We start from the raw sequence: 24005 nt of genomic DNA on the forward strand, positions 1-24005 counted from the left end.
TGGGAGTTTTGGGGTGCGCGCCAAGTCGGTGCGCGGTCGTCAGATGGAGAAGACATTCAAGATCGCCGGGAAGGCGAGCGCGACCATGACGATCACGGCGAGGAGGGCTGCAGGGATGTGCAGCTTCTCGCTGTCGGCGTTGGCCTTGGAGGCTTCCTGAGTGAGCAGTTCGTTGGTCAGGCTCTTGGCGCGATTGCGGAGGGTGTCGTAGATGCTGGCGCCATCGTCGGCGGACAGGCGCATGATGTCGGCGACGTCGTTCAGGACGGTCAGGTTGAGCTGGGTGCCCAGGTCGTCCAGGGCCTGCCAGGGCGAGGATTTCTCCGTGCGGGCACGCAACAGGGCTTCCTGGATGCGGACGAAGGCCCAGCCGCGGCCGACGCGGGCGGCGTCCTCCAGGGCCTGGTCGGCTGCCTTGCCGGAGGCCATGCGGGTGGCGACCAGTCGCATCCAGGCGGCTGCTCCGTAGGCGAACTCGGTGCGGGCCTTGGCCGCTTCGCTGACGGCCCACCAGTCGGGCACGAACCACAGCACCACAGCGAAGGCCAGGCCCAACCCGGTAGGGATGAGCAGCGGCACGGACAGACCCATCAGCGTCCAGCCGACCACGAGGGCAACAGGGGCGAGCAGGCCGAGCAGGGCGAGGGAGACCTTGTTGACGACGAACTGCTCCAGGCTCTGGCTCAGCAGGTCCAGGTCGGTGCGCGGCAGGGTGCCGGGCAGTCGCTCCGCCAGGCGTCCCGCCCATGCCGTGGAGGGGTTCGGCCGCTGCGAGCGGTCTCCCGGGGTCGGAGCGGGCGGGTCCAGGCGGCGTAGGGTGGGGCCGAGTTTGGGAGCGGAGGGCACCAGTTCGCGCACCACCAGTGCCACGCCGGCCCCCGCAAGGCCGCCGCAGACAACCAGCGCGGTCATGCTCATCCGACGAACTCCTCGAAGGCCGGCTCGGTTTGTTGCTTGACCCGGCTGCGCGGGTCGATGATCAAAAAGCGGGGCACCGGGCGGTGGCTGGCCAGGCGGCGGGTCCACCACAGCACCCCGGCGAACGCGGCGCCCAGGAGGGCAAGGACGAGCTGGCCGAGCAGAGTGCCGTAGGGGGCGGTGTAAGCAACGAGGAACCCGCCCAGGACCAAGCACAGGCTGATGATCGTCATGCTGCGCACAGCACTGCGGGACTTGGCCCGCTCCGACTCGATCTTGCGGCGCTGGACAACCTCTTCACGAATGGAAGCGGACACGTCCTCAAGGTCCGCGGCCAGGCCCGGGCCCGGGTCCACCGCGCACAGCATCAGCGCGGCGACCACCTTGTCGGCGGTGACGTCGTCGAGCCGGTCCGCGAAGTCCCTGAGCGCGTCGACCGGCAACCAGCCGGCCTTCAGCTTGTCGGCGAGCTCGGCGACTTCGTCCTCAATCGCTGCAGGCGGGTTCTTCCGGCTGGTGGTCAACGCCTGTTCCAGGGCAAGCCCAAGGCGCAGGATCTCCGACAGGCGCTGAGTCCAGTCGGCCAGCGCCTCCAGCTTGGCGATCCGTCCCTTGACCGTGTCAGCCGGGGACACCAGCCACGGCACGCCGATCACCGCTGCACCGAGCAGGAGCGCAGCCACAAACACCCCGCTGACCAGCCACACCCCAGCCGTGGTGACCACGGCAGCAATGACGAACATCCGGCGGCGGGCGATGCGCCGGTGGGCGTCCGGGCCGCCCGACCACTGCGCCTGCCAGCGGGCGATGCGCCCCTGCCCGGCGGGCACGGTGGTGCCGATGGCGGCCACGGTCGCGGCGACCAGCCCGCCGGCGAGCAGGGCGCCGCACAGCGTCCACCACAGCGCGGACATCATGCTCCCACCCCCTGCCAGGCGGCCGGCTGATCCAGCAGGTGGCTGGAGAACCCAGCCAGTTCGAGGCGGCGCCGAGACCGGGGGGACAGCGGCGCGGCGGGCACCGCACGCAGATCCCACTCGGAAGCGGGCTTGAAGATCTCGTTATAGGCGGGCCGGCCGTTCTCCCCGATACCGGTGATCTCCCACACGTGGCTGACCATGCGGCGCGGGATCGGGCCGGATTCGTCGACCGACAGGAACACCACGAAATGCAGGCCATTGGCGATCTGCCGGTAGGCGAGCTGCTCGGAGAAGTTGCCGCGCGCGAGCAGGTACAGCTCGGCGATGCGGTCGAAGACCACGTGCGGCTCGCTGGCGTGCATCGTGCACATGCTGCCGGGCCGGTCGCTGGTGAGGGCCTGCATCATCGCGGTCACCTCGGGCCCGCGGACCTCGCCGACCACGACCCGCTTCAAGCTCATCCGCTTGGCCCGGTACATCAGGTCGAGCAGGGTGATCTCGCCGACCGAGCGTCCGTCCACACGCTCGCCGTTGGACTCACGGGCCTCCATCGGCACCACCTGGGAGTGGAACCCGTTCTTGTGGGCCCACAATTCGAACTCGGTCTCGATCGTGCCGAATCGCTCATGCTGCGGAATCTCCTTCATCAACGCGCGCAGCATGGTGGTCTTCCCGCTCGACTGCTCCCCCACGACCATGACATTGCGGCGCGCGCGGACACACGCCCCGAGCAGGGCCGCGACCACGGGGTCCATAGCACCGATCTTGACGAGGTCGTCCAGTGAGGCGTCTTGCAGGCGGTGGCGGCGGATCGTGACGAAGGTGCGGTCGCCGGTGATTTCCGGGTGGAGGGCCTGGAGGCGGGAGCCGTCGGGGAGTCGCAGTGCGACGTCCGGGCTGGCGGTGGAGAAGGTCCTGCCGCTCTGGCCGCTGTTGCGGATCAGGTCACGGACCAGCTCCTGGAGCTCCTCCTCGGAGTCGGCGACCGGGTCGACCGCAACGGCCTCGCCGTCGCCGCTGTACTTGAGGAAGACCCTGTCGTGGCCGTTGATCCAGATGTCCTCGACCTGGTCGTCGTCCAGGTAGCGCTGGAGCCGTCCGGCGCGGAAGAGCATGTCGAAGACCAACGCGGCCATCTGCTGCTCGTCGACCTGGGCGACGGCACCCGAGACGCGGGTGGCGTCCCCCCATACCGCGACCCGCTCGTTGATCAGGGCGCGGGCCCGCTGCTCACGGGCCGGGCCCACCAGGCTGGGGTTGGTCTTGGCCTCGGCCAGGAGCTGGTTGTTGACCTGCCGCTTGATCTCGCCAGCCGCCTTGCCGTCGACGTTCACCCGCGGCACGGCGGCCGCGTTGACCATCGCCGGAGAGCCGGCCTGCCCGACTGTGCGCGGGTCGTAGGCCAGCGCCGGTGCAGGCGGCGCGGCAGGCGCAGGCGGGGGAACAGCCGCAGGGTACATACGCTCAGCGCGCACCGGTCGCTCCCCTCATCAGGCGCTGGTGCAGCGGCGAGGCGAGCCGCGCCCGGCGGGCTACCACTCGCTGCCGGATAGGGGTCGTCGCGTCCCGCGCAGCGCTCATCAGCTTGCCCTGCAGGAAACCGCGCCCTTCAGGGGCGCCGTCGGACAGCACAGCAGCTTCCTCGGGCCGGTACGGCAACGTCGCCAAAACAGGGGTACCGATGCCCCGACGGTCGAGCTCGGCCTCCACTTCCCGTGCGCTGTAGGGGCCCTGTTTGATCAGCACGATGCCCAAAGAGCCAGATCCGCGGCCGTGTTCACCATCCAGGAGTGCACGGAGCTGAGCGATGCGGGACTGCGCGAAGTGCAGGCTGCGGACCGTACCGCGCATGACCACGAGTACGGCGTCCGCACGCAGGGCCAGGACGCCGGAGGGGCCGAACGCGCCCGAACGCCCGAGGTCGACCAGCACATCGTGGCCATGCGCCTCGATGCCGGCGAAAAGATCACCGAGCTGACCCCAGACCGGGGCCAGACTCGCGGCCTGCGACATCGACGTCAGCCCGGGCAGCAGCAGACGATTGCGCTCGCTGCGCCGCTCATCGTTCTCCAGGGCGATCAGCTGCGGCCAGAACGCCTGCACCAGTTCCTGCGTCCGCGACGACTCAGTCAAGTTGCGCAGACCGCGGTCGGCTTCGACACGCCCTTCCAGCGCGCCGGACAGGACGGAGCCGCCGTCGGGGTCACACTCGGCCAACACCAGGCGCCGGCCGTCGTCCAGCGGCCATGCGCGCAGCAGCGCCAGCGCCGAACTCGTCACTCCGGGCGCGCCCGGCAGCCCGACCAGCGAGATCACCGCCATCACGAACCTCCGGATGCATCCACGACGAGCGCCACGTTTCCCGTCGCAGCCTGAGCCGCGAGCGAGGGGCCCTCCTCGGCGGGCACCGCCACGTCGACCACCTGGTCGTTGGTGGTCTGCGCCTTGTCCCCCACCCGCACGACCCGCGCAGAGATCGTCTTGGGCGCGGAGTCCCCGGCTGTCTTGTCGGTGGCAGTGCTGGTGGACGATCCGTCGGACGGCGTGAACACGACCAGGACGTTGTCACCGGGCGAGAGCCGGGTGGCCGGCATCTGCGTTTGCTTCAGCCCGATACCCACCAGCCGCTCCCCCGCCTTGACCAGGGTGTGAGTGGTGACCTCCCCCCGGGAGAGCAGAGAGCCGGGCACCAGGGCCACGGCCGCCCGCTTGCCCACCACCTGGCTGCGCTGCGAGGCGGGGATGGGCTTGAGCGCCGGGTCCAGCGACACGGAGGCCTCGACGAGGTCCGAGTCCTGGATCACGTCGCCGGCCTGCACGTCATGGGCGACCGCCAGGACTGGCGTGCGCTGCCCCGTTTCCTGAAAGGCGAGGAAGCCGCCTCCGCCGCCCGCGGCGATCAGGGCAACCGCCAGGGCATACATGCCGGGCCGCCGCCGACGCGCACGGAACCCGACCGCAGCGCTGGGCACCTGACTGTGCGTCGCCTGCGCGGGCAGCTGGCCCGGCATACCGGCCGGAGCCTCCGTCTTGCTCACGATGTGCCTTCTTCCTTCTGGAACACGCGTCCCTCGATCAGCTGCCCACAGCCTGCAACTCGCCCACCGCGACCTGGACCTGGGACTGCCGTACCTCAGTCAACTGGCCCGTCTCCCCACGGCCGTTCACCTGCCAGTCGATGGCCCAGGTCGACGTCGCCGTCAGCTGGAACGTCCCTCCCGCACCAGCTGAGGTCGTGGTGTAGCGGTGGCCACAGGTCGGTGAGTCGGCCATGCCATCCGAGCCCTGGTAGACCGTGCCGGGGCCTGTACACGTGACAGTGGATCCGTCACCCATTTGCCACACGATCTTGGAAACCTTCGCGGTGGCTGTCACGGTCACCGCGCCGGCCGACGCCGTGGCGGATTGGGGACCGTACGTCGTCGCATCCTGGTTGACCCACATCCACATGGGGACACCCACGGTGTACCTACCGGCCGCCCTCGGACTGGCGATGTCCGGGCCGAGCAGCCGCATCTTCTTGACGGCCTCAAGAGCCAGCGTCCTCGGGTCGACCCTTGGACCGCCGCCGTTCGGAGGCTGTGCAAAGAACTGGCTCGTCATGTTGGGGTTGTCGGGGCAGTACGCGTCGTAGACAGCGCCGTCGGCCTGGCTATGCCCCTCCCACCGCGGGTCGCCCGCCGGCGGCTGAGGGTTGGCCACCTGGTAGTAGCAGTTGTGGCCATTCGCCCAGTCGCCGAAGCCCTTCAGGTGGCAGGGGACTTCGTAGTTGCCCACATTGCTGTCGAGGCATTTGGGCTTCGCCGAACCGCCACTGTCCGAGGCCTGCTTACCGTTCCCTCCGCCACTGCCAGGTGTCGTAGTGGTGTCGTCGGCGACAACCCGGCAGAAGCCCTGTTCACACACCACTTTGCCGCCACCAGCGAATGCGGCGCTCTGCCCCAGTCCCACGGCGATAAGGGCGGACAGAGCGGTGCCCGCGGCGCGACGGCTCAGCATGTTCGCTCCTTGTCCGCCTTCGCCTCGGTGACCAGCCATTGAGCGCCCTGCTTCTGCAGGTTGGCGTTGATCGTGTAGCGCTTGACCTGGTTAGGCGGAGCGACGCTCTTCCCATTCTTCTTGTCGACCGGGTCCCATGTGTTGTTGTCGAAACACACACGCAGGGTGGCACGTGGCGGGGTGCTGTCCAGATCGACGCTGGCATCGTCCTCGGTCGCGGTCACCTTGGGCTCGCCCTTGACGACGATGTCGTTTCGCATGTTGATGAAGACCGCGTTCTTCACTTCCCACAGTGCGTCACCCGTGGCGTACTTGGTGATATTGCTTCCGTCGAGGGATGCCTTGGCGTAGGCCTTGACCCGCTCGTTCGTCATGCCCTGATATGCAGCGATGACGTCCTTGCGAGCCTGGGTCTGGTCAGCGGACAGAGTGCTCGTTGGGGAGGCTGTGCTGGGGCTCGGCGACTTCTGGGACTTGCTCCCACCGCCGGAGGAACAGCCAGCCGCCAGGGTGATCACCAGTGCGGTACACCCGACGACTGCCACCGAGCCGATAAGTCGATTTTGCTGATCTCGGATGCGAAGCGCGTTGCGCTTCGGTCGTGCCACTTGTGCCATTGCGCCTCCCCGTTTCATTGCTGTCGGCGGCGTTCGACCTGGGACATGGCGGGCAGGGCGTTGTAGCTGCCTCAGCACGCCGATCCCGGACGCATGCCGTAGTCACATACGTTACGCAAAGAATCGCCAACACCACAGTCCGTTCTCGCTGTTCAAGCCCACAATGCGGGCTGAAACGGTCACACTTCCCACCCGGAGGGAGAAGCGGCTGGAAGATCGGCTGCCGCCTCCCGTTCTACGCAACCCAAAGGGCCCGTAGCGCGTGGGTTCCCGGGGTACCAACGCGGAAGCAAAGCCGCCCCGGATCAACATCCCTACAAATCTCGGGCGTTCAGCGTTGACCGCCTTCGCGGTCATCGAAAGGACGCAGCGGAGGGCGCCGCCATCGAGCCAACAGCTCTTCCGGAAACCGGCCAGCGGACCGGTTGGCCCCCGCTCGGCGCTGTTGTCGGCCCATGTCCCGGGGAGGTGGAGACCGCCCAACTCTCACAGGTCGTCGTTCACCGAATCGGCTGCCAGGCCGCGTGAGACCGCGTGAGGAGAACCTGAGCCGAACGTCCGTCCTCGGCTTCGCCTGCAGGGTCCTCCCCTGCCCACACGAGGCGTACTCGAGCGCGGTCGGGGCTGCCGCCTACCGTGCGGGCGATGCCCGCTTGGATCCGTACGTCGCGGTACGGGGTGTGCAGCGGCTCGTTGCCGAAGTAGGTCGGCCATCGGTCGCGGCCGGTGCCCGTGACTTCGGCAAGCCAGATGCGGGAGCCGAGGGCGACGAGTTGATTCTCTTCGGCGCGGGGCAGATTGGCGGGCGAGCTGCTTTCGAGGACCTGTTGGATGGCGTAGTCACCGCCGGGGCCGTCCCCGGTCACCGGTACAACCCCGGCTGACGGTGCAGCGGCCCTGCTGCGGGGCGGCAGTGACGCGGATGCCTTAGGTGGAGGCATGGCCATCCGGGAGGTGGGGCTCAGTGGTGGCGCGGTGCGTGCGGCAGTGGGCAGCGCAGCGGAGGAAGAGGGCGCTGCGACGTCCTGTCCCACGCGGGCGTGAGTCGGCCTGAGCAGGGTGAGGCCGAGCACGGTGAGCACGGTTCCCAGGAGCAGCGGCCAGGCGATGGATGTCAGGCGTGGGATGTGGGTGTTGTTGTTCACAACAGCCGGGCACCTCCGGCATAGCCCTGGTCCCAGACCTGCTCGGTCCGTACGGACGTCCCGGGCCTTGGCGCGTTGATCATCATGGAGTCGCCCAAATAGATGCCGACGTGGTGGATGGTGCTGTCGGAGCTGGAGTCGTAGGCGAAGAAGACGAGGTCGCCGGGCTGAAGGGCGCCCACCCCGGCGCTGGCGGGGATGCGTTTGCCGATGCCGGCCTGTTCGGCTGCGGTCTCGGGCAGGTTGATGCCGACCTGGGCATAGGCGTAGAGGGTCAGGCCCGAGCAGTCGAATCCGGTGATGCTCGTGCCGGACTTGCCGCTCGGTGAGCAGCAGGTGCCTTTGGTGGGTCCGTTGGAGTCTCCTCCGCCCCAGGAGTAGGGGACGCCGAGCTGTTTGAAGGCGGCGTTGATGACGGTGGCGGCTGTGCCGGTGGCGTGGGTGTTGGTGCGGATCGTGCCGTCGCCGAGCTGGCTGTAGCGGTCGATCCAGGAGAGGACGTCGGCGAGGTACGCCTGGGAGTGGTTGTACTGGAGGATGGCGGCGTCGAGTTGGGAGCGGTCGGTGAGGTTGCGGCCGTTCCCGCACAGGTAGACGGCGGCTCCAAGGGCGGCGTCGTCGGCGTTGTGGGGGTCTTTGGTGCCGTCGCCATTGCCGTCGCGGCCGGTGCTCTCCCAGGTGGAAGGCAGGAATTGGAAGGGGCCGACCGCTCGCTCGCCGCTGGCGGTGCCGTCCCACTTGCCGCCGTCGGTGTCCGGGAAGGAGGTGCGGTTGCCGCCGGCGCCGGAGCCGTTGAGCAGCGGGCCGAGGATGTGCGGAGTGATGTCCCCGTTGTCGGTGATCTTGTGTCCGGCCGCATGGTCGGACTCGATCTTGGCGACTCCCGCAAGGACTGCCCAGGTCATGCCCTTGCATTTGGGGACTTGGCCGGGGAGTTGGGCGGCCGCTGACTGGTAGGCGGTCAGCATCCGTGCGGGGATGCCGGAGACTTTGCCGACGGTCTGCATATCGGGGGTGTCCTGTTTGTGGGCGGCAGTGGCGAACAGGACGAGGAAGACGGGTGTGAGAAGCAGGCCGAGGACGGTGAGGCCGGCACAGCCGAGTTTCTTCACCGGCCTTCCTCCGTGCTGCCTTCCCATGCGTGTCCGTCGCGGGGGTCGGGCTGCCAGGGGAAGCGGGGCATCCAGATGTGGTCGGGCACGTGGCCGTCGTCGGTGAGTGGGCCGCCGTAGTAGCGGGGCCGGCCGGTCTCGTCGAGCCAGGTCTGCTGCCAGGTGTGCAGGCGGTTAGCTCGTTGGATGGGTTCGGTGACGGCCTGGTAGCTGCGGCGGGCGGGGGTGGTGATGTCGTGTACGCCGTCGCGGGTGTCGGCGCGCCACTGATGGCCCAGGCGGCGGTAGTGGGCGCCCTGGCGGCCGAGTTCTTCGTTGAGGACGGTGGTGAGTTCGCTCGCGCCGCGGCGGGCACGGGTCCAGGTGGCGGGCAGACCGACGGTGGAGTAGTAGGCCGCTTTGCCGGTGCGGACGAGGATGCGGCCGGCGCGGGTGCGGCGCAGGCCTGCTTCGAGACGGGCGCCGTAGGGGATGACGCCTTCGTCGCTGTTGTCGATGACGCGTCCGGTACGGCCGTCGACGAGTGTGGGCAGCGCCCTGCCGTCTGCCCCGACGGGGGTGATCTGCTGGCGGGGACGCTTGGGGCCGATCAGCGCGGTGTGGGCGGTGCGCATGCCGAGGGCGAGCGGGGCGAGCGCGCGGCGGCCTTCGGCAAGGCCCTCGGCGAGGAAAGCACCAGGATGTCCGGGCAGGCCGGTGGCATCGCTCAGGGCGCGCAGGCCGGACGCGAAGCCGGCGTGGCGGTTCATGAAGGATGCGTGGGCGCCGGAGCCGCCGAGGCCGCCTTGGCCGTAGTTGAGGGAGGAGATGGCGGCAGCGGTGGCGGCGGCTTGGGGGTCCATGGTGGTGCTGCCGCCGATGCGGGCGTAGCGCATGCGCTCGGCGATGCGGTGTCCGAGGCTTTGGCCCTTGCGGAGCATGATGCGGTGCAGGACGAGGGCGGTGGCAGCCAGGCCGATCAGGGTGAGCAGCCGTTCCATCAGCGGTGTCTGGTTGTTCGACAGGAGCGCTTTGGCGGCGACGCCGAAGCCGGGGATGAAGACGGCGACGCCGAACAGGATGACGCAGGCGGAGGCGTAGTAGCCCACCCACCGCCACAGCACGGCGCGGTTGGGGCCCGGCAACATGGCCCAGGCGAAGACGAAGACGCCGCACACGGCGGCGATGACACAGCCGAACTGGGCCGCGAACAGGGCCAGGACCATGGCCATGATGACGATGGCGATGATGATGGCGGCGATCAGGACGAGCAAAGCGCCGATGACGCGCTCCCAGGTCGCCTTCTCCATGGTGGATGCGGCGAGCTTGCCCTCGTCCCCGAGCTTGTTGAAGTCCTTCTCCGGCTGGGGCTTGTTGTCCATCTCGCAGTACTTCTTGGCCACGCCGTCGATGAGGCTGCAGGGGTCCTTCTTGGGCTTCTTCGGATCGATGACCTCCTTGTGGACCTTGTAGAGGGGACTGCCCTTGTCGATGGTCTGGCCGTACTCCAGAAGCATGAAGGGCTGCACCACGAGGGTGTCGGTCAGTGTGCGGGTGATCGGCGCGGAGACTTCATCGGCGGTCGGGTGGTCTTCACCGCTCACACAGGTGTCGCGGGCCGGGCCGACAACCACGTCGCAGGCCTTCTTGCGTTCCTCGGCCTCCCTTCTGGCGTCCTTGGACGTCGTGTCCTGGCCAGCCTTGCGGCAGGCGCCCTGCCCGGGGCCGACGATCAGATTGCACGGATCGTTCCTCGTGCTGCCGGAGTTGCCCACGTTGGCGGTGATGGCAGCGGCTTGAAGCGCAGCGCGCTGGGTCTGCTGGATCGGCCCGTTGTACCCGAGGAGCATGGTGGGCCGGACGACACTGGTCGCGGCGAGTGCGCCGATAAGCAGGGTCAGCAGGATTTCACCGGCACCGCGGGCAACCCGTCCGCGCATGATCAGGATCAGTCCGAACACAAACGCCCAGGCCAAGAAGAGTCCAGCGAGACCGAGCGGTCCGATGATGTTGGTCTGGTAGGCGTCGGACACGTCCTGGGCAGGCCCGGCGAGCTTGTCCAGGACGGGGAAACGGTAGGCCCAGTTGATCAGCCAGCAGCTGAACCCCACGACATCGCGGCTCAGGGCGAAAAGGCCGGACATGCAGAAGGACAGGACCGTGCCGGTGATGCCGTCCGCCCCGCCGGTCAGCTCGTAGTGGTCGATCGGCACGCCTTCGGGCGTCTTGACGTTGATCGGGTCGAGCAGCCCGCCGGAGCTGCCATCCGCGGCGAAGGACGGGGTGCTGCTGATCACAGTGAGCAGCACCGCCAGTGCGGCAACGGTTCCTGCCGCCCTCCACCGGTTGTGCGTCGCGGAGGTCATGACTGCCTCCGGCGGCGCAGGTACAGCAGGACGGCGATGCCCAGCCCGGCGGCTGCGAGCCGCAGCAGGCCGTGCAAGGTGGGGCCGCGGCGGGCGGCATTGCCTCCGCGCCGGCAGTACTCCCGGGCGGGGCCAAGGATCAGGCCGCACGGGTCGTTGTGTGCGGCCGTGCCCGAAGGCGAGCTGAAGGCGTGGCCGGTGTGGGGCCACCAGACGTCAGGAACGCCGTGGCTGAGCAGCAACACGGTCACCACGCCGGCCACGGTCAGGAACACGAGCGCCATCAGGAGGAAGCCACGGCCGTTGCGGTGGCCGAAGGTGTCGCGGGTGGACTGCGGCATGGGGAAGGTGGTCGCGTCCTGGGCGTGCACAGTCTGCTGTGGGGCTGTGGTCCTCACGGCGGCGGTGTGGGGGCCGGAGTCGATGGCCCAGGTTCGGGGTGACCGTCGGGGCAGGAGGCGGGCGGGCATGCTGGCTCCTCTCACATGGAGGGGGTGGGTTGGTGGTCCCAGGGTTCGTCCCTGCGCTTACCGCCCCGCTTGCCACCTGTGACTCCAAGGCGTCACAGGGCCATAACTCCTGTTCTGGCCAGTGGTGGTAAGTGAGGTGACCTCGGTTGGGAAGTGCCTGTCAGGCGCGGGCCGCGCGGCGGCCGGCCGGGCTCGGCCGCCGGTTCATCGGGGGCTCCCGGTCAGGCGGAGAGGCCGGGCGTGTTCTCGTCGGGTGCACTCTCGTCGGGGGTGGTGAAGATCTCGGCCATCAGCCGGTCGACGGCGGGCACCAGGGCTTTGAACCGGCCGATCTGCATGCGCGGGTCCCGAGCGAGGAACTCGCCGGCCCGGTCGGCCTGGCCGAACGGCGACAGGTCGGTGGTGACCATGCGCAGCAGGGCTTCGTCGTCGCAGGGCAGCCCGAGCCATTCCAGGCCGCGCGCGGCCAGGACGGGGTCGGCGGTGCGGGAAAGGAACCGGTAGGCGAGCAGACCGCGTGCGGTGGACGTGCCGAGTTCGAGGACGTCGTGACAGCCGAGGCCGACCCCGGCGCCGTGCTTGCGACCGTCGAAGACGATCTCGTCGACCAGAGCCTGGCCCTCGGCGGAAGAGGTGAGCCAGTACGCCTCGTCGAGGGGGATGAGGCAGAACCTTGCATCGGCGAAGGCCACTTCGCGGGCGATCGCCGCGACGAGATACAGCACGGCTCGACCGATGAGGGCTTCCAGCGGCTGGCTGCGCATCAGCTCCGGTTTGGTGACGGCCTCGCGGGGCGGCAGGCTCAGCCCGTTGGTGGTGATCACCACGAAGTCGCTGTTGACGCGGGAGACGAGGTCGAGCGGCGGGAGTTCGGGGTCGAACACGGCGGCGGCGAGGGGGTCGTCGGCGGCGACCTGGAGCCATTCCACGAGGGAGGCGGCGCGTTCGGCGCGGGGCCCCTCACCCTCGGCCATCTCCTCCAGCACGGCAAGCACGTGGGCCATGCAGGGAAGGGAGTGATTCGCCGCCTGCTTGACAGCCTTCTTCAGTAGGGCGCCGTGTTCGGTCATCGGCCCGACGCCGAGCTGCACGGTCAGGTAGCTGAGCGCGTAGCGGGAGCCGACGGCCGGGTCGGCGAACACGCGCAGCGGGTCGAGGGACAGCTCGGCTTTCGCGGCATCGACGACCTGGCAGCGGCCGGCGGCGGCCGCGGAAGCGAATCGGGCCCATTCCCGCTTCTTGGTGCGGTCGATGGCGATGACGCGGCCGCCGCGGTCGACGACGGAGGACGAGATCATTTTGAGCAGGACGCTCTTGCCGCCGCCGAGGTCGCCCGCGATGCCGAATGACGCGGAGGCGTTCTTGGTGGGTGCGTCGGCGATGTTGAGCAGGGTGGGGGTGACGGTGCCGACGTCCTGGGAGAAGCCGATCATCGCGCCGGTGGGGTCGCCGAAGGCGTGCCCGGTCAGGGCGCCGTGCATGGCCCAGTCCTCGCCGAGTTCGTATTGGGCGTACTGGCGGGTGGCTCCTGGCGCGGTGGTGGCCGGTAGCGTGAGGGTGAACAGCTCTTCCTGGCCGCCGCGTGGCCGCTGCAGCCGGAAGTTCGATCCGCGCAGGCGGGCGTGAAGGCGTCCGGCGCGCTCGTCGCACTCGGCACCGGTCGTGCCCCAGACGGACATGACAGTGACGGACTGGACCTCGACCTCGACGCTGTTGCGCCCGGCCCGTGCCCCGAGGTCGCCCAGGTCCTCGGCAGCGTCGTGCATGTCCTCGGGCAGCCCGGTATCGCGCTGCGCCGCGTACTGCTCGGCCTGGTCGACCAGGTCCCGCTTCTTCTTGCGGACCTCCTCCACCACCTTCTCGGTCGGCACCAGCTTCATGTCGACCACCCAGTCGACCGGGAAAGGGAAGCGGTCCAGCCAGGTGAGGAAGTCCCCGCTGCTGGCGGTGAACTTGCGGGGCATCTCTACCAGCGCCAAGTGGGCCTGGTAGGAGCAGCCGGCCTCGGATTCCACCTGCAGCCACCGGCGACCGGCCATGCTCGTCCTCCTCCGGCTCGAGCGGTGGGCGGACTTCTTCGCCGCATCACGGCCGACGGCGGCGTGGGAGTCGTCCTCGAAGCCTCCTTCCAGCAGCCGCACTTCGCCGAGGTCTGCGTGCGCGGGGGCGCGCAGGGTGCCGCTGACCAGGCGGCTGCCCCGCACACCGGAGCGCTCGGCCTCGGCCAGCAGCGGCTCCTCCGGGCCACGCGCGACGGAATGCTGGTGCATCCACACGATCTCCGCAGGGCGGGCCGGGCGCAGACCGAGCCCGCCGCCGAGTTCAGCGGCCAACTGACCTGCGCGCTGCTGGCAGTCGGCGACCTCGTCGGCCGGCACGGGTGCCGGGGGCAGGCCCAGCATGCCGGCGAGCTCCGACCACGCCGTGGCGAAAGCGGCGGACAACTCCGCACGAGCACTGGACTTCTCCAGCGGTACGGCCAGCCACAGGGTGCGCCGGTGCATCTCCACCGGCGCGTCGAGGTCCTCCCCCGCCAGCAGCCGCAGCTGGGCGTCTGAGACCTCGGCCCAGTACGGGTGCCGGCGGTAGTCGACTCCCTCGACGGTCCGGGCGACGACCTCGCCGGGATCGACACGGGCGCACAGCCCGTACACACGGGCGCCGCCGGGCAGGGAACGCACCAGGGCAGTGACGCGGTACTGCAGTTCGTCGCGGGCCCGCTCGTCCATGTACCGCGATCCCTGCGGGGTCAGCGACCAGACGGCCCACACCGTGCCGGAGGTGGACCACACGATGTTGTCGACGATGTGGCGGATGGCCAGCTTCACCGTTCGGGCTCCTGCCGTGCGCGCAGCATCTGCTGCAGGGGCGTGGGCGCCGGCCTGACAGCAGTCTGGGCGGGGGCGCGGCGGGCTGTACGGCGACGGCTGGGGCGGCGCAGTACGGGCCGCGCCGCAGCGCCCGACGCCGGGCGCAGGCTGCGGGTGTGGGACTTCGCGGCCACAGCAGGCCCGGGTTCCGAGCTCTCGCGGCTCGCGTCGGGGGTGGTGTCCTCGATGAGGAGGGTGCCGTGCAGGACCTGAGGGCGCCGCTCCCGGGCGGTACGGCCTCCGATCCTGCCGTTCTTGGGCTGAAGGCCGTACTGCACCCACCCGTAGGCGATCCACAGCGGGGAGCGGCCGCCGATGCGGGTGGCGCGAGCCATCCACACCACCACGCACAGGCCGACCACGGGCACAGGCCCCAGGAACGACCACCATGCGAAGGTCTTGATCAATACGAAGATCCCGCCGGCAGCGATGACGAGCTGGGTAGGGGTGTAAGGGCCCAGTGGCAGCACCCAGTCCCCCACCTTGCCCAGGACCCACGGGTGGCGACGGGCGCGGGTATAACTGCGGCCAAGGCGGGGCGCGGCGGCAGTGGTGCTCATGCGCGCTCACCACCGGCCAACATGTGCGGGGTGGCAGGGTAGGGCCCTGGCGTCAGTGGCGCGTGCACCATCGGGGCACCCTTGATGTTGGTCACCTCGTCCGTGACCGCGTTGGAAATGTTGGTGCGGCCGTTGTAGATGCCGTAGGCGATGATCAGACCGATGAGCGCGCCGATCCCTGCCTTCATCGAGAACTTCTTGACCACGGTGGCGACGACAATGGCCAGCAGGCCGAGCTTGAGACTCTTGTCGGCCCAGCCGGTGCCCACCGCGAGCAGGTGATCGCCGATGTTCGCGAACTCCCCCGCGAGGAACACGCCACTCATCGGGTCCCCTCCCAACCGGCGATGCGAACGCCCGCATGCGCGCCGATGCCGAGTTCCGCGGTGGTCTGCGTAGAGCTGGCTGATGACGCGGTGGTGCTGGCGCGCGGGGCGCTGGTCTTCGTGCCGGAGCTTTCCAGGCCGGACTGCAGGGCGACGACTTCCCACCGTCCGTCGCGGGCCTTAAGGCCCAGCGCGTACGCCAGCGGCCACTGCCCACCATCGGCGTCCTTGGCAGTGACCTGTGCCCGCACCCGCACGGTTGCGCTGTCCTTCCCGGCCGCGCCATCCGTGCGGTCGGCGGCCTTCAGTTCGTCGAGGGAAACGGCCGTGAAGGCTGCGGAGGACAACGCGGGCAGTGTGGTGCCGGGGGCCAGATAGCGCTCGGCGCCGTCCTCGGCCCCCAGGTAGGCGCTCAGGAACTCGGCCACAGTGGACGACAGCGCCGACCCGGTGGGTACTTCGGTGCCGTAAGGATCGTCGGGCACGTCCAGCACGGTCGGGCCGGCAACCTCGGCAGGCGAATCCGTGACGGCGAAGGCCTGCTTCGCCCCCGGCTCGCTGCCCGCTTCCGTGGCGACGACGGGCAGCGCGAAGTACCGCACAATGCCCTGCGCGGCGGAACCCTCAACGGAGTCCTTGAACTCGACGGCAACGGTCACCGACCATGCGCCGTCGCCCTGCCGGGCACTGTGCACGGCAGCCAAGCGTTCCACAGCCGGGGCGTGCTCCGCCCACGTCGGGGGCTGCAGGGACGGCGCCATCGCGCGCAGCTGCCGGGCGGCCACGGAGTCCTGGCCAGTGCCGCTGCGCAGCCACACGCTAAGGACCAACTCGGCGTACCCGGCCGGGTCGGCGGCGGTCTCGGCGTGGTCGACGGCCCGGGTCACGGCGACCGGCCGGGGAGCGGCTGCGGACTGTCCATGTGCGCAGGTGGCGATCAGCGCGAGCGGGCCGGTGGCCACGGCGGCCCAGACCGCGAGACGCACCATCCGGGTCCGGCGTACGGGCAGCGTCCGTGTCCGGTGTGCTGCTGCACTCACATCGGTCGGCCCGTTGGTCTGGGGGCCGCTGCGGGAGCGGCGGGGGGCGGAGGGTGGCATGGACTGCTCCTCATCAGGAGGGGTTTCTGTGCCCACACCTTTCGTCCTGGCCCTTACCGCCCCGCTTGCCGCCAGGGCCCCAGTGGCGTCACAGAGGTATAACTGCCGACTTGACCAGCCGTGGTAAGTGGCCTCTGACCTGGTGGTAAGCGAGGTGGTAAGTGGTTGCGGCCGTGGTAAGCGAGCTGTGCTTCACTCACCACCGCAGGCCAGCGGGCGGTTCAGGGACTCTCGGACGGGCTGTGTCCGCTGACCATCGCCCCGCCGGTCGTTCATCTCCTGGGGGCCGTCGAGCAACGGATGACGCGGCCGGCAGGGGCGCACGAGATTCCACACTTTCGACACGGCGCTGGCCTGCCGGCAGCGGTCGCGGCTGAAGGCTCGGCGCCGTTGGAACCGGCAGCGGTGAATTCCAACGTGATCTCCGCGCGCGGTCGGTGGCATTCCGACCCGGCCCGGGCTGGCCATTCCAACGCCCTGCGGTCCGTGCTGCTCGGGACGCTGCGCTGGCATTCCACAGGGCCCTCGCCACCCGTTGCGCCTCCGGCCTGCCTGGTGCACGAGCCGCGAGCCGGTGCCTGCACTGGGCACCTTCCCGGCGCCCTCCCATTGGAAAGGTTGGAAAAATGCAGCTCAGAGAGCCTTCCAAGGGAAGCGCCGACGTCAGGGCGTCTCGTTACGTCCATGCGCGTGCTGCGGCTTCGCCGCCATCCTCGGCCGCGAGTGATGGTGGCCGGGCCGCCCGCACGAGGCGCGTCCCAGCGGCCTGTGGTCGGGGTGGGTCAAGGGCATTCCACCCCGGGACGGCAGCGGATTCCAACGGCCCGGGCAACGTGCTGGAACGTCGGACGTCACGCCTCTGCGGCCTGCGCAGCGCGAGCATCAGCCTTGCGGATGTCCCCGATGTACTTGCGGACCGTGCTCTGCTTGTAGCCGGTCATCTCCACCAGCTGGGGAGCAAGGGCGTTCGCCGACAGCCGCCGCTGCCCCTCGGGCAGGTGGCGGTAGTGCCACTCCACCAGCTCGACTCCCTTGATGTCGTCCGGAGTCACCGGAGGCGCCGCCACTGCCTGAGGCTGATCGCCGTCCGCAGCCGACTGGTCCTCGACCTCGTCCGAGGACGTCTGAGGCGCCGCAGCCTCCGGCTCGCTCGGTCCGTCGGGGATCCGCATCTGCACGATGTGCCGAGTGGGACCGCCGGTCAGGTCAGCAGCCACGCCAGCCCGCTCGTCCTGGAGGACGTCGTGGAATGCGGGGCTGGAATCCTCTCGTTCCAGGTCTGATGCAGTGTCCGAGGACACGTTCCAGCGCCTGCTGGAATGCAGCTCGGCAGCGTCGTACTGTTGCTCGCGTTCCCATGGCGACACCACCGCCTCGTTCGTCGCGCGGTCGATGTGGAGGGCCTCCCCGTCGCCGCTCTCTCCCGGGGCTTTTCCCGCAACCCGAGCCGATGCACCACCCTCACGGGAGGGATGAGGCATCTGCTCGAACTGCGATACGCCCGGCGGGCTCGGCACCGAGTGGTGCGGCGTGGACCACAGTGTGTCCCGCCCCGTCACCTGCTCGAAGGGATGCGCGTGGAAGCCAGCGAGCGCCACGGCCTCGTGCTGCACGGGAGGCTCGGGCTGCGGCCGAGGCACCTTGATTCTTGCGGCGGCCAAGCCTGCCGGCGCCGTGTCAACTAGCGGTACGCCGTAGCGCGCGAGGCGCAGCGGCATCAGCGATTCCACCGGGGCCTTCCTCCGCCACGCACGGCCGAAGCGGGCTTGCAGCCGGGCTTGGTAGACGAGGCGCTCCTGTTCCAGCTTGATGACCTGCTCGTAGGAGCGCAGCTCCCACAGCTTCATACGGCGCCACAGCAGGAACGTCGGCACCGGGGAGAGCAGCCAGCGCATGATGCGGACGCCCTCCATGTGCTTGTCCGCCGTGATGTCGGCGATGCGGCCGACCGCGTGCCGGGCCGCCTCGACCGCGACCACGAAGAGGATCGGGATCACGGCGTGCATGCCGACGCCCAGCGGGTCCGGCCAGGCGGCGGCGCCGTTGAACGCGATCGTCGCCGCTGTCAGCAGCCACGCCGTCTGACGCAGCAGGGGGAACGGGATGCGGATCCAGGTCAGCAGCAGGTCCAGGGACAGCAGGACGCAGATGCCTGCGTCGATGCCGACCGGGAACACATAGGAGAAGTTCCCGAAGCCCTTCTTGACGGCCAGCTCACGGACAGCCGCGTACGAGCCGGCGAAGCCGATGCCGGCGATGAGCGCCGCACCGGCGGTCACCACGGCGATCAGCATGCGCTGCGCCCGGGTGGGTGTAGCGCTCGTCGGTTCCTTCGCCGCCGTCATGAACTAGCAGCCCCTTCTTCATCGTGTTGAACAGGTGTCACCCTGTCACGTGCGTCAAGGCCGTGGCAGCGCCAGCGCCCGCATCGCCTCCACACCAACGGAATTCGTAGCATTTCACCTCTTTGCGATCTTCGTCTCGCCGAGCTGTAACTGTCACCTCGGCTGAGGCTGCTCGCCCGCCGGGCCGCCCGGCTCGCTTGTCGGCCCGTCGGGCGAGCAGCTCACATGCTCGGGGCAGGGCTGGGGCGCTTGAGGGTCTCCATGAGCGTCCACCACTGCACGAGTTCCTTGGCCGTGTAGTAGGTGGCTCCGCCGACCGTGATGCCCTCGGGCAGGTCCTGGCCGGCTTTACGTGCCCGGGTCATGCGCTGGCGCGCGGCGTCGTAGCGGACGGGGAGGATGCCGGTCTCGCAGGCCTCTTTGAGGCTGAAGACAGGCAGTTTCGTCTCCTCTGACTGGTCGGCCTGCTGGTGGTAAGCGTCGTGGTACGTGGTCACGCCGCCCGTCACATCAGCAACCTTGCCGTTTGACGCCACACGCTCTGACCTGGGGGCAGGCCCCTGCACGGCGCGGGTGTTCGTCTTGGTCACAAGTGTCGCGCCGCGCATGAAGGCACCGCCTGGAAGGAAGTCGGCGATGGCGAGTTCGTCCTCTGCTTCTTTCAGCGCCTCCGGGGTGATCCAAGGCGCCATCTCCCCAGCAGCGTGCCATGACGGGGCCGCTGCGCACTGGCGGAGGTATTCGCGGGCGTAGGGGGTGATGTAGGCGTACTGGATTTCCTCGATGGCCTGGGAGCCGGTGACACCGATGACCCCGCGCCCCTTGATCTCGTGTTTGTAGGCGACGCGGGGTGCGTCGAGGCCGTACGTGACGCCCCACTTAGGGTTCGACGCCGGTCCGACGATGCCCTTGGTGCCGACCAGGTCCCGGGTCTCGGTGTCGCCGAACAGTTCGCGAGTGAAGGTGTGCGCCCCGACGACGATCTTGTGATTGGCGCTGCGGCCCTGCATGAGGATCATGTGGAACCAGGCCTCGAACGGCGGCATGCCCTTGGCTTGAAGCCCGTAGCGCCACCAGATCTTGGCGCTCTTCACGAACGAGGCGAACTCGTCGATGACGAGGATCCGGCCGGGCAGCCGCTCCACCTCGGGTGTTCCTTGCAGGCTTTCCGCGGCCTTCATGGAGACGTAGAACTCGGCCATCGCCGCGACCGCCTGCCGACCACTCTTGTGGACCCGGATCCCGGACTCCCCCTCGATGTCCTTGAATGCGGCGGCCTTCATCGTGATGCAGTCGACCAGGGCGCCGTGCTGTCGGCCGTGTACGACCGGCAGGAGCAGCACCGTGGTCTTGCCGTCGCCGGTGCCGCCGGAGATCCCCCAGTGCGGCGTCTCGGTCTCGGTGTCGACGTACCGCGGTCCCTGAAACGTCTCCCCCACATACACACGTGCGGGATCGTCAGAACGAATCCACTCGACCAGCGTAGGCAGTTCAGGCTCGGGCGGCGCCGGCGGCCTGGGCGTGAACTCAACATACGGGTCGCGGCCACGCTGGGCGTAGGCTGCCACCCACTGGCCAGGCAGTCGAGAATGGACGACGTGAGCGAGCACCGCGCGCTCCTTTTCGCTGCCGAGCCAGAACAGCGGCAGACGGATCACGACCCGCGCGCGGTCGCTGGACAGGTCATCCGAAAGGCTCATCCAGTGGTTGCGGCCCCGTTTCTGGTCCTCGGCGGACAACCGCAGCACCTGAATCAAGGCCCCCCACAGACCCGGACCGTATCTTCGGGCGTCCTTGCGGCCGCGACCTCCACGGTGGCTGGCCACGATGACCACCAGGACGATCAGTTGGATACCGGCGAAGCACGCGACGGTCCACAGCGGTCCGAGCCAGAACCCAACGGCGACGGCGACAGCGCTGAGTCGCACACTTGCGCGGACAGCGCCGGGCCAGGAGTGCCACGTCCTGGTAAGCAGGTCCGCTCCGCCCACAGATCGTCCCCGCAGGAGGAGAAGGGCAGCGAGGCGGAACCGTCGTGGAGCGTCCTTGTTCTCGAACGTCTCGCCTGTCGGGCTGTCTTCGTTCATGGGCGCGCGGGTGACAGAGTCACCAGGCCCGAGGAAGGTGGCGTCGGTCTTGGCCTCACCCCACATTGGCTCGCCGACGCAGAAGCGCCAGACGACCAGGCCGAGCGCGCCGACCGCAGCAGCCGTGCCTTCGCCGAGCGCGTCGAAGGCACCGTTCACGCCGGGTCGTTCCTTCTTGCCCTTCTCCGCCATACGGCGGTACCCGAGTCCGCACAGCACGCTGATGGCCGCCAGGCCAGCAATGAGGCCGATCTGCAATTGCGAGGCGTCTGGCCGATGCCCGGTCAACCAGTCGACCATGCGCACCTCGAAGCCGCTGTCTGACGCCATCGCCGCAAATGATGGGTCGGCGACCCAAGGCGCCGTAACACGGATCATGCGGTGCGCACTCCCCTGTTCCTCAGACGAAGCCGTCTCCACCGTCCGTCATCGAACAGAAGGGGTAGACGTGCCCCGTGTCGCGAGCCGTCATCGGCGGGCCGCGAAGTAGACACGGCCAAGTTCATTCCCGGGCGTGCCGGGAAGTCCCTTAGGGCGGGCCAACGCTGGCCCGCGTGCCAAGCTTGGCCACACACACTCACCACTTCGCTGACCACGCGCGCTGTGCTGTGGTCACGGGCACGCTTCTACCCCCAGGGGTAAACGAGGCGACAAGCGTGAGCACCAGCACCTCCTTGACCCTCTCGGAGCAGACGATCTCCGTCACACCCTCCGATGTGACAGCCTCGGGTACAGCCCGTACGGCATAGGTCGGTGCAGGTCAGAGCGGGAGGTGTCACACCATGTCCCGGCGCCGTGTCACGTGCTCTGTGACGGATCCCAGGCCCTGGTAAGCGCCGTGGCAAACGACCGTCCATCCCCAGCAGCGCGGCCAGCCTGGCCCCGGGACGCCCCGCCGACACAAGCGCGATCGACGACATCATCTGTCGTAACACCGGCGCTCCACCTGCTCTGCGAACGTCACAGCGGCACAGCGGGAGTTACTGCACTTACAACGGCTAACGAGGTTGTGAGCGAATGAGCTCGGGACGTGCCGGCCTTGGAGGTTCGGCTGGTGGGTGATTCAGCAGGCCACCGAGCTGAGGGGCACGAGTTCGGTGCTCGGCTTGCTGCGGGTGGCACGTTGGGCGGCGCGGTCGGAGACGAGGCTGGCGATGGCCCGGTGGGTGGCCGGGTAGTGCTCGCGGCGTCCGAGGAAGCGTTGCAAGGGACGCCACTGCTTGTGCTCGGCGTTGGCGTGCTCGACGCAGATTCGGGCCGAGGACGTCGGCGCCGCCGCTCACGCCACGCGTACTGCTCGCCCAGAGGCGCGTCCTCCCTCGGTTTCCTCGGAGGCGCGCTGGCCTGGTCGGGGAACTCGTTGGCCAGGCCCCGGTAGCCCTCGTCGACCTCGGCCTTCACCTGCGAATGGAGGCGGAACTGCTCGGCGATGCCCTCAGTGCGCACGGCAGTCTGGTCGTGCATGCGGCCGGGTCGGTCGGCCCCGGACCATAGGGTGCGGCCCTGGCCGTCACTGATGGTGGTGGTCTTGCATGTGTTCTGCTTTTTCTTCCCGGAGACGAAGGCGCAGCGTCCCGGACGGTGGGCCTGGGGGCGGCGGACCTGGGTTTCGGTGCCGTCGATCCGCAGCTTCACGTTCTCGGCTTCGGCGTAGGCGAACACGTCCGCCAGTGTGCGCAGCCGCAGTCCGGGCCGGTCGGGGACAGCGAAGCCGCGCTCGGCCAGCAGCGGACGGATCTCACCGACTGCGCGGGCGATGGTGGATCGCTCCAGGCCGTATAGCTCCGCGAGCGCGGCGTGCGGGAGTTGGTGGCGCAGGTGGACCAGTGCGACCAGCACCCGATCGGTGAAGACCAGGTCATGCCTCGGCCCGGCCCCCGGCTGCTGCTTGCGTTTCCCGCCGCGCCGCTGGTGCAGCGCGGACTCACGCCGCGCGGCCCAGGGACCGGCCAACTCCTCGATCAAACTGCCGAGATGTGCACGGGAGATACCCGTGAAGGCGGGATGGGACAAGGCCGCACGGGCCCATTCCTTCGTCGTCACACACGAGGAACCCGTGCGGCTGCCCCCACGTCACGCCGTTGGTTTCCCGCAGTCCCGTTATTCCTGGCCCCGGTCTGCCAGTGCGGTCGCTGTAGCGACGGCGAAGGCTCCCGGGTTGTCCAGCATGATGTTGTGCCCGCAGTCCGGGATCCGTACCACGGCCACCCCTGCCTCGGCGAGCGCGTCGGCGCCTGGGAGCGGGCCGTCGGCCTCGGGAAACAGGTAGGCGCGGGGGATATCCAAGTCCAGCAGAAGTTCGCGCATGGTGGGGACGGTGCCGCGGACGAGGTGGACCGCGCTGCGGTGCAGGGCCTCACGGCCGGCCAGGCGCATGGTGGACCACCAGTGCGCACCGACCCGGTCGCGGACCTCCTCCCAGCCGCCTGCCAAGAATTCCTGCTCGGAGTACACGGCGATGCCACTGCTGCCGCCCGAGCCAGGCTGGCGCGGGAGCGGGTCGAGGTTGGCGTCGACCAGGACCAGTCGGGAGACCAGGCGCGGGTGCCGGGCGGCCAGGACGATGGCCACCGAGCCGCCCATGCTGTGCGCGATCAGCTCCGCACCGCAAACGCCAGCGGCGGTCAGGGCCTTCGCGAGGGCATCAGCGTGTGCTTCCAGGGTGTAGTCGAAATCGGTCGGCCGGTCGCTGAGGCCGTGACCGAGCAAGTCGATCAGCAACGAACGGCGGCCAGCCAGCAACGGGTGGGCTGCGACCTCCGCGAAGTAGGCGGGCGATGTGGCACCCAGACCATGCACGTAGACGCGGGAAGGCTCCTGCCCCGGCAACTCCACCCAGCGGATCTGGTCACCCTCGGGCGTCACGACAGCGTTACGCACAGCCTGCTCCCCCGCAATCAAGATCGATGGAGAGACGAGAGTAACCACCCGTCCTCCATACACCACCCCCATCCCTCATCGCAGGTCCTGCGTGGGCACCGGGGACGTAAGAACTTCGGCCAGGACACCTCCCCGTGGTTTCGCTCACAACCTCGTAACCTTGTCCTACCTTCCAAGCGTGGGTCTGAGCTGATCCTTCGTAAGATCGGCGGACCCAGGGGTTCTGGGTGTGGCTGTGAGCTTGTCGCCGTTGGATGGCTCAAAGGACTTGGCCGCCCGGATCCCCGCGACGACTCGACCGCTACTGAGGC

18 protein-coding genes and 1 pseudogene are annotated in these 24005 nt (G+C 69.0%); all 19 read right to left on the reverse strand.

Going from position 1 to position 24005, the window contains the following annotated elements; genetic code table 11:
* Positions 1–39: 39 nt before the first annotated feature.
* Entirely contained in the window at positions 40–918 is an 879-nt protein-coding gene (locus AQI95_RS41865) for a type II secretion system F family protein (RefSeq protein WP_067136448.1), read from the reverse strand.
* Positions 915–1835 carry a type II secretion system F family protein gene (locus AQI95_RS41870; RefSeq protein ID WP_067136450.1) on the reverse strand — a complete coding sequence of 307 codons (921 nt, stop codon included), beginning with the start codon at positions 1833–1835 and terminating at the stop codon, positions 915–917. Before AQI95_RS41870 ends, AQI95_RS41865 begins: the two co-directional genes overlap by 4 nt.
* The gene (locus AQI95_RS41875) at positions 1832–3199 is read right to left on the reverse strand and encodes a TadA family conjugal transfer-associated ATPase (RefSeq protein ID WP_067136457.1); all 1368 of its coding nucleotides are present in this window, start codon (positions 3197–3199) and stop codon (positions 1832–1834) included. Before AQI95_RS41875 ends, AQI95_RS41870 begins: the two co-directional genes overlap by 4 nt.
* 103 nt (positions 3200–3302) lie before the next feature.
* Positions 3303–4160, reverse strand: coding sequence for a hypothetical protein (locus tag AQI95_RS41880; protein ID WP_067136459.1), 858 nt, complete (start codon positions 4158–4160; stop codon positions 3303–3305).
* Complete coding sequence (locus AQI95_RS41885) at positions 4160–4876, reverse strand: SAF domain-containing protein (RefSeq protein ID WP_244189064.1); 717 nt, start codon at positions 4874–4876, stop codon at positions 4160–4162. The genes AQI95_RS41880 and AQI95_RS41885 overlap by 1 nt, the downstream gene beginning before the upstream one ends.
* 37 nt (positions 4877–4913) lie before the next feature.
* The gene (locus AQI95_RS41890; RefSeq protein ID WP_107121909.1) at positions 4914–5837 is read right to left on the reverse strand and encodes an ATP/GTP-binding protein; all 924 of its coding nucleotides are present in this window, start codon (positions 5835–5837) and stop codon (positions 4914–4916) included.
* Positions 5831–6454, reverse strand: a complete 624-nt coding sequence (locus AQI95_RS47700; protein WP_159056704.1) for a hypothetical protein — start codon at positions 6452–6454, stop codon at positions 5831–5833. Before AQI95_RS47700 ends, AQI95_RS41890 begins: the two co-directional genes overlap by 7 nt.
* Before the next feature lie 500 nt (positions 6455–6954).
* Positions 6955–7320, reverse strand: a complete 366-nt coding sequence (locus AQI95_RS45885) for a hypothetical protein (RefSeq protein ID WP_079071935.1) — start codon at positions 7318–7320, stop codon at positions 6955–6957.
* Positions 7321–7595: 275 nt separating this feature from the next.
* Positions 7596–8711 (reverse strand): C40 family peptidase, encoded by a 1116-nt coding sequence (locus AQI95_RS41905; protein WP_067136461.1) that lies wholly within the window; start codon positions 8709–8711, stop codon positions 7596–7598.
* Entirely contained in the window at positions 8708–11056 is a 2349-nt protein-coding gene (locus tag AQI95_RS41910) for a hypothetical protein (protein ID WP_067136463.1), read from the reverse strand. Before AQI95_RS41910 ends, AQI95_RS41905 begins: the two co-directional genes overlap by 4 nt.
* Positions 11053–11526: a hypothetical protein gene (locus AQI95_RS41915; RefSeq protein ID WP_067136464.1), complete on the reverse strand. Its 474-nt coding sequence runs from the start codon at positions 11524–11526 to the stop codon at positions 11053–11055. Before AQI95_RS41915 ends, AQI95_RS41910 begins: the two co-directional genes overlap by 4 nt.
* A gap of 221 nt (positions 11527–11747) precedes the next feature.
* Complete coding sequence (locus AQI95_RS41920) at positions 11748–14354, reverse strand: ATP-binding protein (protein WP_067136466.1); 2607 nt, start codon at positions 14352–14354, stop codon at positions 11748–11750.
* Positions 14351–14956 (reverse strand): hypothetical protein, encoded by a 606-nt coding sequence (locus AQI95_RS41925; protein WP_067136468.1) that lies wholly within the window; start codon positions 14954–14956, stop codon positions 14351–14353. Before AQI95_RS41925 ends, AQI95_RS41920 begins: the two co-directional genes overlap by 4 nt.
* Positions 14953–15282, reverse strand: a complete 330-nt coding sequence (locus AQI95_RS41930) for a hypothetical protein (RefSeq protein ID WP_067136470.1) — start codon at positions 15280–15282, stop codon at positions 14953–14955. Before AQI95_RS41930 ends, AQI95_RS41925 begins: the two co-directional genes overlap by 4 nt.
* Positions 15279–16382, reverse strand: a complete 1104-nt coding sequence (locus tag AQI95_RS41935; RefSeq protein WP_079071938.1) for a conjugal transfer protein — start codon at positions 16380–16382, stop codon at positions 15279–15281. Before AQI95_RS41935 ends, AQI95_RS41930 begins: the two co-directional genes overlap by 4 nt.
* Positions 16383–17233: 851 nt before the next feature.
* Positions 17234–18727, reverse strand: coding sequence for a DUF2637 domain-containing protein (locus tag AQI95_RS49580; RefSeq protein WP_244189065.1), 1494 nt, complete (start codon positions 18725–18727; stop codon positions 17234–17236).
* Between the two features lie 221 nt (positions 18728–18948).
* The gene (locus tag AQI95_RS41945) at positions 18949–21144 is read right to left on the reverse strand and encodes a type IV secretory system conjugative DNA transfer family protein (protein WP_159056705.1); all 2196 of its coding nucleotides are present in this window, start codon (positions 21142–21144) and stop codon (positions 18949–18951) included.
* A 733-nt stretch (positions 21145–21877) separates the two neighbouring features.
* A pseudogene (locus AQI95_RS41950) lies at positions 21878–22857 on the reverse strand (transposase).
* A 57-nt stretch (positions 22858–22914) separates the two neighbouring features.
* On the reverse strand, positions 22915–23694 hold the full coding sequence (locus AQI95_RS41955; protein WP_067136489.1) for an alpha/beta fold hydrolase: 780 nt from the start codon (positions 23692–23694) through the stop codon (positions 22915–22917).
* Positions 23695–24005: the final 311 nt, after the last annotated feature.

It is taken from the genome of Streptomyces yokosukanensis, from assembly GCF_001514035.1.
In the GTDB taxonomy this organism is placed as follows: domain Bacteria; phylum Actinomycetota; class Actinomycetes; order Streptomycetales; family Streptomycetaceae; genus Streptomyces; species Streptomyces yokosukanensis.